Origin of the sequence: Bacillus sp. EB600 (assembly GCF_024494385.1) — a bacterium.
Classification (GTDB): Bacteria; Bacillota; Bacilli; order Bacillales; family Cytobacillaceae; genus JAEVLT01.
Genome location: NZ_JAEVLT010000003.1, coordinates 286,967 through 299,753, shown reverse-complemented (window position 1 = coordinate 299,753; position 12,787 = coordinate 286,967). Strand labels below are relative to the sequence as shown.

Sequence of the window (12,787 nt, the reverse complement as noted above, 5' to 3'; positions counted from 1 at the left end):
TCATCCTTCCGCTTTTAATTCAAATAAAAGATCGCGAAGCTCAGCAGCCCGTTCAAAGTCAAGCGCTTTGGCGGCTTCCTTCATTTCTTTTTCCATATCCTTGATTACGCGATCTCGTTCTTTTTTTGACATCTTTCCAAATACTGCTGTTGGTTTGTATTCCTCCTGATCCTCAGCAGCATGAGTTGCACGGATCGCATCACGAATATCCTTTTGGATCGTTTGCGGTGTAATCCCGTGCTTTTCGTTATACTCTTCCTGAATGGCACGGCGCCGTTTCGTTTCGCTGATCGCCAGTTCCATTGAATTGGTCATTCGGTCGGCATACATAATAACCTTACCATTAGAATTCCGAGCGGCCCGGCCAATCGTTTGAATCAGCGAACGCTCCGAACGCAGGAATCCTTCTTTATCGGCATCGAGGATCGTAACAAGCGAAACCTCCGGAATATCCAGCCCCTCCCTAAGCAGGTTGATGCCGACTAGAACATCATATTTTCCAAGCCTTAATTCACGGATAATTTCAATCCGGTCCAACGTTTTTACCTCTGAATGCAAATAATTAACCTTAATGCCGATTTCCTTCAAGTAATCAGTCAAGTCCTCAGACATTTTTTTCGTCAAGGTCGTCACCAGCACGCGCTCATTGCGTGTTACCCGGTCTTGGATCTCGCCAATTAAATCATCAATCTGCCCTTGGATTGGGCGGACCTCGATGATCGGATCAAGCAAGCCAGTTGGACGAATGATTTGTTCGATCATTTCCGGGGTATGTTCAATTTCAAATGGTCCAGGTGTTGCCGAGACAAAAATGATATTTTGAATATGCTTTTCAAATTCATCAAAGGTCAGCGGCCGGTTATCCAATGCCGACGGCAGACGGAAGCCATGATTTACAAGGACTTCCTTCCGAGCTTTGTCCCCGTTGAACATTCCCCTGATCTGCGGCAGGGTCACATGCGACTCATCAATGACAATCAAGAAATCCTTCGGGAAATAATCAATCAACGTATAGGGAGTTGAACCTGGCGCTCGGAGCGTCAGATGGCGCGAATAGTTTTCAATCCCGGAGCAAAATCCCATTTCCCGCATCATTTCGAGGTCATAGCGGGTCCGCTGTTCGAGCCGCTGTGCTTCTAATAATTTATCCTCATCACGAAGAACCTGAAGCCGTTCCTCAAGTTCTTTTTCAATATTTTGGATGGCAATCTGCAGCTTTTCCTCTCTGGTAACGAAGTGGGAAGCCGGGAAAATAGCCACATGCTCGCGCTCACCGGTAATTTCACCCGTCAGAGCATCGACCTCACGAATCCGATCAATTTCATCTCCAAAAAATTCAACCCGAATGCAATGTTCATCACGGGAAACCGGAAAAATTTCGACCACATCGCCACGCACGCGGAAGGTTCCCCGTTTAAAATCAATGTCATTCCGTTCATATTGAATATCAACTAAGCGATGAAGCAAATGGTTGCGCTCAATTTCCATTCCGGTCCTAAGGGAGACAACCATCTCGCGGTATTCCTCCGGTGAACCGAGACCATAAATACAGGAAACACTCGCAATAATAATGACATCCTTGCGTTCAAATAACGAAGAGGTTGCCGAGTGACGCAGCTTATCAATTTCATCGTTTATGCTGGCATCTTTTTCTATAAAGGTATCCGTCTGAGGCACATAGGCCTCCGGCTGAAAGTAATCGTAGTAGCTGACAAAATACTCAACAGCATTATTAGGAAAAAACTCCTTGAACTCGCTATAAAGCTGGCCTGCAAGCGTCTTATTGTGGGCGATCACTAGCGTTGGTTTGTTAACTTCTTTGATTACATTCGAGATCGTAAATGTTTTGCCTGTCCCTGTAGCTCCAAGCAGCGTTTGATAGCGCTTATTATGATGGATGCCGTCGACTAACTGTTTAATCGCACCAGGCTGATCACCTTGAGGCGAATACTTTGAAACTAATTCAAATTGGTCATTCACTCACTTTTTCCTCCTGTAAATCCTCACAAATTTTCCTATGATTTCGACTAGGTGAAATTCAAGCTGGCTAACCTGCACAATCCTCCGAAAAAACATATTACCATTTTACCACAAAATGCTTACAACAAACCAACAATATACGAACTAACATTCGGATTTTTGTCTGGATGTCTTTTTTTACAAAATTAAATTTGTCTGTTGATTTCCGCTTCAGGCGCGAGCGGTTCGCGGGCGGTTCGGGGGCGGTTCGGGGGCGGTTCGGGGAGCTTCCTCGGCGCCCAGGCGCCTGCGGGATCTCCCCTGTCCCGTACTCCCGATAGGACATTGAATTGTCATCCTTGAAATCGCCCACGCACGAAGAAAATGCGATAGCATTTTCGAGGAGTCTCGCGCCTTCCTCTCCAATCAACAAAGTTACAAAATCATCAATACCCTTTAACACAGCCTTTACAAAAAGAACAAAAGAACCGTCCCTATGATTTGGTGCAAAAAAGCTTGCCGATAGTTCGACAAGCTTGGGTAGACTGGCTGCTTAGCTTTCTTTTACTGCTGCTCTTTTGTTCATGACGGCTGCAAGCCAAAAACCGGCGGTCAGGGAAAATGCATCAATAATCATCACCGGCCATGTATGCGCGTACCCTCTATAAACAGAGGCGGCAATTAGCGCGACGGTTAAGATGAGCCCAATGACCCGATTATAAGTGACCCTTGTGAACAGCAAAACCAGCAGACAAGGCAATATGAGAGCTGATACTATTGGAACCATCAATGGGTACACCTCTTTCCTATTATAGTCATTCTAAAAAATTTCTATATGAAAAAGCAACTAAAATTACTTGGCGAAGCCTAATTACATGTTCCGTGCGGGCTCGGGCAGCCATTCGCTGCTCTTTCCACTTGAATCGTGCTGTGCTCAATGTCAAATTGATCATGAAGAATCTTTTGCGATTGCAACAGAATATCATCATGGAAAGCTTCATCATAAATCGTAATGTGGCAGCTTAGAACTGGATATCCGGAAGTAATCGTCCAGACATGAAGATCATGGACTTCCTTTACCATGGGAATCCCGCACAATGCTTTTTTGATCCCCTTCATATCGATTTGGGAGGGAGCACCTTCCATTAGAATCTGGTAGGATTCCTTCATAACACGCGAGCCGCTGATCAAAACAAGCACTGCCACGATCACACTTGCAATTGGGTCAGCAATGGCCCAGCCGAAGAAAAGTATCAACAGTGCAGCCACAATTGCCCCGACAGATCCGAGTAAATCACCAAGCACGTGTAAAAACGCACTTTTTACATTTAAATTTTCCTCTTTATCACCCTTCATCAAAATCACTGCCGCAATAATGTTTACAATCAGACCGATCGTGGAAATAAGCAGCATCCCTTTGCTTTGGACCTCCGGCGGAGCAAAAAAGCGCTGGGCTGCTTCCAAAAAAATATAAATGGCGACTACAACGAGGAGGATACCATTAATGGCGGCCGCAATAATTTCAAAGCGTTTATATCCATAAGTCTTATCAAGGGATACCTTCCGTTCCCCAAGCTTTAAGGCAAAGAAGCTCAGCCCCAGGGATGCCGCATCACTTAGCATATGGCCTGCATCCGAGAGCAGCGCCAAGCTGTTTGTCATGAATCCGCCGATTACCTCCACCACCATAAAGGTGAGGATCAAACAAAAAGAACTAAATAAAGCAGTTTTATTGCCAGAATTTGTATGTGAATGACCATGCGAGTGGCCATGATGGTGGCCCATAAAGAACCCTCCTAAATTAAGATACTAGTAAAATATGAACAAGGACGTAAATTGGTTTATTTTTCACTAAATATTGACAGATTTCTAGCGGGAAGCATGCCAGTTAAATGCGAAACCCAGACATATTATTGTCAGAACCCGACCTCACAACTGCGGATTTTCATTAATTGCGCTGATTTTAATGATAATTTCGCCAAACCAGATGGTTATTTCGCCAAAACCGCTGATAATTTCGCCAAAAATTAGTTTATTTCGCCAAAACGCCGATAATGTCGCCAATCTCCTAAAGCAGAGCGATTATCCCCGATTAGTTAATTCCTCTAAATGTTCAAAGGCGATCTGAATTAGTTGTTTAACATGGTCGTCGTCAAGGGAATAATAGACTAGCTTTCCTTCTTTCCGGTATTTAGCCAATCCTAAGCTTTTTAGATGGCGCAAATGATGGGAGGCCGTTGCCGTGGTAGCTCCAACAAGGTTGGCCACATCACAAACGCACAGCTCAGTTTCGATCGTAAGCGCATAAGCAATTTTTAGCCTTGTTTCATCTGACAATGCTTTAAAAAGCTTCGAGACATCAAGAATGCTGCCCTCCTTAAGTTCACGTTGGACACGAGTGATTCTCGCTTGATCCACACAGGGAACTTCGCAAACATCCTGTTCTTTCATGGAGCCGCCTTCTTTCTAAAAAAATAACAATTTTAACATCTTTGAACTTTGCTAAACGGGAGCTTGCACTTTTATCATTCAAATGTGTATTTGAATATATCATATTCAAATACACATTTGAATGTCAATTAATAAATACGAAATTTTACTGAAAAAAGAGAAGGAAAATAGAATAAAAGGGTTTTTGATGGGGAACTTCATCGCTATATACTTCTGGAAAGCATATTAAGTTTCAATCCCGCGGTAAATTGTCATAAGTATCCTCAAAGTCTATTCAAAGACTGCAACGGGAATGTTAGGGACCACATAATATAGAAAAAGAAGAACCATGAGGCTCTTCTTCCAACTTTCTATTATTATTACCCTTTAGGTTCTACCTTAAAAGCTGTTTTGATATTTTCTGCACTGCTTGATAGGTCTAAAATATTGCCGGCAATTTGTCGATTGTCTTCACTAATCGTTTCAATCGTAGCACTCATTTCTTGAAGGCCCGCCGATGCTTCCTCAATTACAGCTGCGAGCTCGCTTGTAGACAATTCAACATTTGTTGATTTTACCGTAATATCCTCAACAAGGTTTTCAAAGCTGCTAAATTTATTATTCAAGGCACTGACTGTTTGGTTCAACTGCAAGAAGTAGTCAGCAACCTTAACTGTCGTCTCCGCACTATTTTTAAACCTGGAAGCACTTTGATTAATTTTATCAACTGCCAGGCTATTCGTTTCATTCACTTCTAATAAATTATTTGTGATATTTTCCGTTGTCTTTTTAGTTGTTTCAGCCAGCTTGCGGATCTCCTCAGCCACAACGGAAAAGCCCTTCCCAGCTTCGCCGGCGCGGGCAGCTTCAATGCTGGCATTGAGAGCTAGTAAATTTGTTTGTGATGTGATTTCCTTGATTGATTCTGCATATTCATTTGTTTCATGAATTTTACTCGTAAGATTCTCAAAAACATCATAAACCTCAGTAATCATATCTTTCAGCTCGTCCATACTTTTCTGAAGCTGAGAAATTTTCGTTTCGCCGTTTTTCGTAATTTCATGGGCAATTTCTGTATCTTTAAATAGTTCTTTCGTAACTTCACCCATTTTTTCCATAGCCAAAACGGTGGACCGGACATTCTCGGAAATAATCGCGACTTGATCATTTTGTGTCTGTCCGCCTGCGGCAACCTCTTGAACAGCAGCCTTCATTTCCATTTGTGCACCGCTGTTATTTTGGACCTGCTGATTGATATCATTAATCGTATCAACCATCTGGGTAACTTCGCATTCCAGCAATTCTCTTTGCACTTTTATTTCTGCAGCGCTTTCCTCGGATTCAATCAGTAAAGCTTCTATCTTATTCTTTTGCGTACCATTGATTTTCACCAGCGAAAATAAAGCTATGGCCGTTAAAATAAAGGTCATTAATGCGGATGGAAATGCAAGTTGCGTTGCAGGATCCACAGCCTTGAAAAAATTGAGAACGACCGCAATGATTCCCAAAGAAGTTCCGAGCATAAAGATCGCAAAAGACAGTTGAATAATGGAATAAACCTGCAAAAAGGCGATCATTTGGTAGTTTGCTGATGTACCACCTCCGACAAAAATTAATGTAATCGTACAGCCATAGATTAATATCACACTAAGATACGGGAATAAGTGCTCCTGTTTTACTACCTTTTGCAAAATAAGGAAAAGCAAAATAAACCCCAAAAATTCAAACCCCAGCACTGACATCGTAATCGTACCGCTGTGGTTGATAAACCCGTATACTTCATCTGCAATGATCGAAATTAAAAAGGTAATAAACATAAGCGTATTTTTTGATCTAAGCACTTTTAGATTCATTTGTTTAATGGCTTCCAAGTGGATCCCCCCAGCATTCTTTTTTATTTTGAGAAGGAAATGTAAATCTTTGAATATATTCATTTAATCGGTCCATTCAACTAGCAGCTATTTTCCTTCACTCCCCCAAAGTCAGCCTATTTTACTATTCATTATATCGGACTATAGGCTAGTTAGATGAGAAAAAAATGAAAATTTTTCACCAGTTACTGTTATTCTTTTTTCAAAAGTTTACAAGTCAGGGGAGTTTCAAAAGCCCATTAGCATCTGATAAACCAAAAAAATTCCCAGCCTGAAAAAGAAGCCGGAAATTTTTTTACATATGAAAGGGGGTAAGACGGGACCTGCTGAGTGGTTAGACACCACCATAAAGGAAAGGATTACGTTGGAGCCTGCTGGATTTTAGGCAGGAATAGTGATGGTAAACGTCGTTCCTTTTCCTTTTTCACTTTCCACTTCAATTTTTCCATTTACCTTTTGAATCGTACTATAAACCATAAGCATGCCTAGTCCTGTGCCCTCTGTTTTAGTCGAGTAATAGGGGCTACCAAGACTTGAAAGTTCCTCGCTTGTCATTCCAACACCCATATCTCTTACCGTAATTACGATGTTATTCTTCCGTTCCGAAACATCGATAAACAAAGTACCGCCAGTTTCCTTCATCGCTTCTATTCCGTTTTTATATAAATTGATTAAGCATTGCTGGATTTGATTTTTATCATACTTAAAATGTAACGTGTTTTGAAAAACATTATTGATCTCAACTTGATGCATATTAGCATAGGGCGTAATAATATTTTTTACATACTCAGTTTCATCCTTTAAATTGGAATAAATCATATTTTCCGATTGAGGCTTGGCAAAAGCAAGAAAATCGCTAACGATATTTTCTGCGCGTTGTAATTCTAATAATGAATAGTCAATATAGCTTTTATCTTTCTCCGAGACCGTCTCTGATTTACTTAAAAGCTGTAGAAATCCACTCGTTACGGTAAGGGGATTCCTGATTTCGTGTGAAACGCTTGCTGATAACTCACTAATCACATGCAATCTTTCTGAATGTAAAAAGGATTCACGGGTTTTTTTATTAGCAATAATTTGCTCTACTAAAATCATGATGACGACCATTACTGCTACGTAGGTGGTCAAAGCGTTGAGGGTTAAGATCCAGTATTCCCGATTCAATGCTGGTAAAAATAACGCAAGACTTGAGAGGTAGAGAACCATCGTAAGAAAAGCAACAAGTGCAGCAAGGAAGATTCGTTGCTTAGCTTTCCGTTTGAGAAACATTTTATTTACTAAAGGCACCAGTGCGAAAATAACAGTAGAGAAAACAAGCGATTGTACAGTACCATTCCCACCAATCATAAACCGATATACGTTTAAGACAATATAAAGTGGAAATGTATATTTGTAACCACCGTAAAGGGCAATGCAGATAAATGGAATATAGCGTAAATCAAAAATAAAGCCGATTTTTAACCTTATCGGAAATATCATACATAAAACCATTGTAATAGCCGTTAGCAGAATAAGAATATATTTGTTGTAAGTATGTAGTCTGTTCTCAAAGAAGATTAGAAAAATAACAACAGGAAAAAGTAGAAAAAGAAAATTTAATAGTAAAGATTCAATCAAGATGTGACTCCTTTCTAGGCAGTTTCCCAGTTAGTGAAACTTTCCACACGCAGGAAATGCCCAGTGTTGAAAAATGGCGAGAGCCATACGCCTCCCGCCTCACTTAGGTGAATAAAAATGAACACCTACTATATATGACTAATGCTGAATCGATTCAAAAGGTTTAGACAAATGCTGAAATAATTCAAATGTTTAGTCAAAAAACTCGCATCCTTACCCGATTTTTTCCCCGTCTGTCCGCTCATCCTGAACAAACAAAATCCCAAGTTCATAATGATCGCCTTCATATAAGGCCCGCTGCTCGAACCTTATCTCGCCATTCGTGTCAATTACCTCAAGCTTGCAATAGGCGCGGTTTTTTTGCAATGCCTCATAAAACTCCTTCTCGTCTTTGACGAGATTTCCATTTACCTTCGTAATTAATTCGCCGACCTTTAATTCCATTTTGCTGGCCGGTGAGTTGGGAATGACCCCTAAAATCATCAGACCGTGATTTTTTTTTGAAAAATAAAACGGCATCCCATCTTCACGAAACCGCTGCATGAAGGCGATCCCTTCGCGGCCTAAAATAGCTAAAGTCACTACCACAATCGAAACAAGTGGGAACCAATAGCCTGCTGCAGACAAAACGAGTACGATGATCCCCAGCCAGAGAACTCTTTTTCCAAGGGCTTTAACTGCCTGCTTTGGCAGCATGCTCTGAATCCTCTGCTGAAAACCAACCGCAAACGGAATGACAATTAGATTATAGTTTTCAGCCCCTAAGTGGAATACTGGCCACCATGTAAATGGCAGATGAACAGCATCTCCAGGAATAAGCAAAAGCACTGGCAGCAGCCAGAGGCGTTTTACTTCATGAACACCCACACGCCTGCCTCGCTTACTCTTTATCAGCTTTGGTGAAGTACCATAGCTGCCATTTTTTATAATCATGCATCCCTCTGCTACTAACAAAAGACCAAGCAAAACAGCGAGTGATGGATACACTTTTTCATCAATCGAATGAAAGGCGTTTTTAAAAAAAGGCACTGGCCAATTATTTTGCGAAGCAAAAATCAACGTAAAAAAGGCAGCTCCAACCGTATACACTGGCGCCAACAGCCTTACATTCGTCGTCAGGCTCCATAAAAAAGTAAAAGCTGTTATCAACAAGATTGCAGCAAATGGCACGGCAATCCCTGCTGCAAAAATAATAATCGATAGGATCAATCCGGCAAACAGCCCGGCTGGAATCAATTGGCGCAATTCAAAATAGGCATCATATGCCCGTATATTAAAGTTTTTCCGTTCTCGTCTAACTCTCCTAACACCCAGAATTCCGGCAAGAATCACGAGATAGTAGGCCACGGGATCAAGAAAAAACCTGCCTATCCCCTTTATCACCTCTACAAGCCATACTTGCATCAAGACCCGCCACCAACCTCCATAAAAAGTTCTATTTATATACTATTCTACCAAATTGGGCTCGTAAAACCTATTGCTAGTTTCTTGGAACAAGGAAAATATCGAGACTGGGGAGAAAAATGCAGTGAATAGGGATTAAAGAAGATACCTGTATGGTTTCTATTCAATGTTTTCGCTAATTTGCTGAATTTATTTTCTAATTTGCAGAGTAATTTCACGAATTTTCGGGGTGAGTTTACCAACATTAGGTTAATTCCTGCTATTTCAAAATTAATTTCGTCGATTTTTAAATTATTTCGCCAAACACCCTATTTATTTCGCCGATTTTTTAATTATTTCGCCAAACTCCCTATTTATTTCGCCAAATTTTTAATTATTTCGCCAAACTCCCTATTTATTTCGCCAAATTTTTAATTATTTCGCCAAACTCCCCATTTATTTCGCCAACCGCTTTTTACAAGGCTGCATGCTCCACTCACCTCAAATTTTAGCCAACTAAAAAACAGGGGAATTCTCCCCTGTTTTTAGTTGGCTACTAGGCGCAATGCTGTATTTAGCTGAAGATCATTTTTTTCTTTCTTCATTTCCTTGACTGCTGCCTCCTCAAGCTTCAAAGCTGTTTGGGAGTCGATTTTTCCAGATGGCTTTAACCCTTGCTGCTGCTGGAATGCTTTTACAGCCCTTGCTGTGTCAGCATTGTAATAGCCGTCCATTCTGCCAGGAACAAAGCCTAGTCCAGTTAAAATTTCTTGAGCATTCTTGACCTGCTCGTTATTCATGTCTTGCTCTAAAGGCTTGCTAATTTGAATCGGATGCGTTTGAAAAATTGCAGGCTGCTTAACCTCGACGTCAGGCTGAATTCCCTTTTTATGAATCCAATTTCCATCTGGAGTCAGCCATTTAAATAATGTTAATTTAATATTGCTGCCATCACCCATTGGGATCGCCTGCTGAACAGTGCCTTTTCCAAACGTTTTATCCCCAACAAGCTTATAGCCCTCTGCTTCTTGTAAGGAGCCTGCCAAAATTTCTGAAGCCGACGCGCTGCCTTTATCAACAAGAACGGCAACAGGATAGTCTTTTTTCTTTGTTAAAGTCGAGAAGAAACGATCCTTCTCACCATTTCTTTTTTCAATTTGAACCATTGGCTTATCCTTTGTAACGAACTCCTTTAAAATTTCTTCAACGCTTGATAAAAGGCCGCCAGGGTTACCGCGCACATCAATGACGAGTCCCTTCAGCTGATCCTTCTCCAATGATCCGAGCTGCTTTTTAAAATCAGCTGCCGTATTCTCAGAGAATGTCGTAATATCAATATAGCCAATCTGCTCGCCATTTACCTTTTTCAATGAGGAATGGACGGTTTCAAGCGGAATTTCATCCCGCTTAACCAAAATCGTGATTGGCTCCTTTACACTTCTTCTCGCAATCTCTAATTGCACCTTCGTGCCTCTTTTTCCACGGATTTTTAATGTTGCTTCGTTCAAATTCAGCCCGTCAACACTTTTACCGTCCACCTTTAAGATTTGGTCATTCGGCCGAAGACCAGCTTTTTCTGCCGGTGAATTTTTAAAAGGGGAAACAATGATAATTTTTCCATCCTCCATCCCTACTTCTGCCCCGATTCCTTCAAAGGAGGATTCCAGCGTTTGCGTAAACTGCTTAGCGGTTTCCTTGTCCATATATACAGAATAAGGATCCTTCAGCACGGATAGCATTCCCTGGATCGCTCCTTCCGTCAATTTATCGCGGTCGACCTTTTCAACATAGCGGCTTAAAATTAGATCATAAGCCTGGCTTACTTTTTCCAAATTCGTACGATCCGCCATCGCTAAATCCGTAGATTTGTTTACTGGTGTATGATTTATTTTTTCAAAGGACGGCGTTCCACTTGAGCGATCAAACCACTGCATGCCTGCATACGTTCCACCCGCCCCTAAGAGCAGTGACCCTGTCATCAAAAGGGCAATCCATTTTTGCTTCATCCAAATCCTCCTCAACGACATCGTAAAATTCATTAGTGCCCGCTAGTAACATATATGTAGATGCTGGACGAGTTATGAATAATCGATAGAAAACATACTGTAGAAGAGAGAGAAAAAGCAAAAAAAGAAGAGACAAAGTCTCTTCCATTAAAGTGGGACGATTCCCATTGGATTAATGGCACTATGATAGGCCCATGGTCCATTATAAAGTTCAAAATGCAAGTGCTGCCCAGTGGATTCACCCGTGCTGCCCATGACTCCAATCTGCTGGCCTTTACTAACTGTTTGCCCTGGTGATACAAGATACCTCGACATGTGTGCGTAAACCGTTGTATAAACATGGCCATTAATCGAATGGGCAATATAGACAACATTTCCATAGCTGCTAGAAAAATGAGCTGTCACAACAACACCATCCGCAGCAGCCACGATTGGCACGTTGGCGCCGCTGTTCCTTATATCCACTCCATAATGGAAAGTAGCCGCTCCAGTAAATGGATCTGTCCGCCCCCCATAAGTTGAGGAGATACTTCCTGAAGCTGGTCTCGTAAAGCTGCCGCCTGAGACAGGTGGTGCTGCTACAGATGCTCCACCCCCGCCTTCACTGGACGAAGTAGTACCTGCAGGAGAAGAAGACTTCACAGCCGCAGCTGCAGCTGCTTGTCTTGCTGCTTCAGCTTGTCTTGCTGCCTCGGCTTGTTTTGCTGCCTCGGCTTGACGAGCCTGTTCCATTTGAATCGCTTGTTGAATGGCTCCTGCTTGTGCAGCAAGAATTTGTGCCTGTTCTTCCATATTCATTTTATCATCAGTTGCTTCTTGTTCCTGCTCTTGAAGGCTTGCTAATAAAGTAGCTTGTTTCGCCTTTTGTGAATTCAGTTGATTATTTAATGACCCGAGATCGCCAACTATTTTTTGCAAGTTGTTCAGGTCTGTCTGAACCTGTGCTTGCTTTTGTTCAAGCTCCTGCTTGTCCGCCTCAGCTTGTTTTAAGATCGCCTGATCGGCTTCCATAATCGTGGCTACGGCGCCCGCAAGGTCAATAAAATCACTAAAGCTTTGTGCTCCCATTAAGACACTCACATAGTTAACCGAACCATTTTCCTGATAATTGCGGGCCCGATCCTTCAACAGCTTATTTCGTTTTTCGATTCGGACCTGAATAACTTTGACTTCATCTTGAAGCTTGGCGATTTCAGCTTTTGTTTCTTGTAGCTTTGCTGTTTTTTCTTGAATATTTTTTGTAGTGGTTTCAATCGCCAAGCCTATCCGTTTTAATTCTGCTTGAACATCAACCTGCTGCCCTTGTAAATTAGTAATCTGTTTATCTTTCTCAGAAATATTGGAATTTAGATCCGCACTTTTACTTTGCAGATCACTTTGCTGCTGTTTTAAGCTAGAGATTGATTCAGCGGCTTCTGTCTTTACCGCCATACCTCCAAATAAACTCCCCATACTTACCGTTACTGCAGCGGTAAGCGACACCAATGACTTTCGCAATTTCCGATTTCTCCTTCCATTAGA

The 12,787-nt window shown here is 41.7% G+C and carries 10 protein-coding genes; all 10 read right to left on the bottom strand.

Features of this window, described 5'->3' with window-relative positions:
- Positions 1 to 1,980 carry an excinuclease ABC subunit UvrB gene (gene uvrB / locus JN080_RS05675; protein ID WP_256234951.1) on the bottom strand — a complete coding sequence of 660 codons (1,980 nt, stop codon included), beginning with the start codon at positions 1,978 to 1,980 and terminating at the stop codon, positions 1 to 3.
- A 532-nt stretch (positions 1,981 to 2,512) separates the two neighbouring features.
- Complete coding sequence (locus JN080_RS05670) at positions 2,513 to 2,746, bottom strand: DUF2198 family protein (RefSeq protein ID WP_375141582.1); 234 nt, start codon at positions 2,744 to 2,746, stop codon at positions 2,513 to 2,515.
- Positions 2,747 to 2,826: 80 nt separating this feature from the next.
- Complete coding sequence (locus JN080_RS05665; protein ID WP_256234949.1) at positions 2,827 to 3,744, bottom strand: cation diffusion facilitator family transporter; 918 nt, start codon at positions 3,742 to 3,744, stop codon at positions 2,827 to 2,829.
- Between the two features lie 144 nt (positions 3,745 to 3,888).
- Positions 3,889 to 4,023 (bottom strand): hypothetical protein, encoded by a 135-nt coding sequence (locus JN080_RS05660; protein ID WP_256234947.1) that lies wholly within the window; start codon positions 4,021 to 4,023, stop codon positions 3,889 to 3,891.
- 18 nt (positions 4,024 to 4,041) lie between these two features.
- Positions 4,042 to 4,410 (bottom strand): ArsR/SmtB family transcription factor, encoded by a 369-nt coding sequence (locus JN080_RS05655; RefSeq protein WP_256234946.1) that lies wholly within the window; start codon positions 4,408 to 4,410, stop codon positions 4,042 to 4,044.
- Between the two features lie 359 nt (positions 4,411 to 4,769).
- Positions 4,770 to 5,402 carry a methyl-accepting chemotaxis protein gene (locus JN080_RS29785; RefSeq protein ID WP_375141589.1) on the bottom strand — a complete coding sequence of 211 codons (633 nt, stop codon included), beginning with the start codon at positions 5,400 to 5,402 and terminating at the stop codon, positions 4,770 to 4,772.
- A 1,239-nt stretch (positions 5,403 to 6,641) separates the two neighbouring features.
- Complete coding sequence (locus JN080_RS05645) at positions 6,642 to 7,877, bottom strand: ATP-binding protein (RefSeq protein WP_256234944.1); 1,236 nt, start codon at positions 7,875 to 7,877, stop codon at positions 6,642 to 6,644.
- 213 nt (positions 7,878 to 8,090) lie between these two features.
- The gene (locus JN080_RS05640) at positions 8,091 to 9,281 is read right to left on the bottom strand and encodes a PDZ domain-containing protein (protein ID WP_309144657.1); all 1,191 of its coding nucleotides are present in this window, start codon (positions 9,279 to 9,281) and stop codon (positions 8,091 to 8,093) included.
- A gap of 524 nt (positions 9,282 to 9,805) precedes the next feature.
- Positions 9,806 to 11,266 carry a S41 family peptidase gene (locus JN080_RS05635; RefSeq protein WP_256234942.1) on the bottom strand — a complete coding sequence of 487 codons (1,461 nt, stop codon included), beginning with the start codon at positions 11,264 to 11,266 and terminating at the stop codon, positions 9,806 to 9,808.
- Between the two features lie 147 nt (positions 11,267 to 11,413).
- Positions 11,414 to 12,763, bottom strand: coding sequence for a murein hydrolase activator EnvC family protein (locus JN080_RS05630; protein ID WP_256234941.1), 1,350 nt, complete (start codon positions 12,761 to 12,763; stop codon positions 11,414 to 11,416).
- Positions 12,764 to 12,787 lie beyond the last annotated feature (24 nt).

What these genes read in the sequence shown, in the direction of transcription:
- JN080_RS05635 (WP_256234942.1), bottom strand. Translation starts at nt 11,266, where the DNA reads ATGAAGCAAAAATGGATTGCCCTTTTGATGACAGGGTCACTGCTCTTA.
- JN080_RS05640 (WP_309144657.1), bottom strand. Translation starts at nt 9,281, where the DNA reads ATGCAAGTATGGCTTGTAGAGGTGATAAAGGGGATAGGCAGGTTTTTT.
- JN080_RS05655 (WP_256234946.1), bottom strand. Translation starts at nt 4,410, where the DNA reads ATGAAAGAACAGGATGTTTGCGAAGTTCCCTGTGTGGATCAAGCGAGA.
- JN080_RS05670 (WP_375141582.1), bottom strand. Translation starts at nt 2,746, where the DNA reads ATGGTTCCAATAGTATCAGCTCTCATATTGCCTTGTCTGCTGGTTTTG.
- JN080_RS29785 (WP_375141589.1), bottom strand. Translation starts at nt 5,402, where the DNA reads ATGGACGAGCTGAAAGATATGATTACTGAGGTTTATGATGTTTTTGAG.
- JN080_RS05665 (WP_256234949.1), bottom strand. Translation starts at nt 3,744, where the DNA reads ATGGGCCACCATCATGGCCACTCGCATGGTCATTCACATACAAATTCT.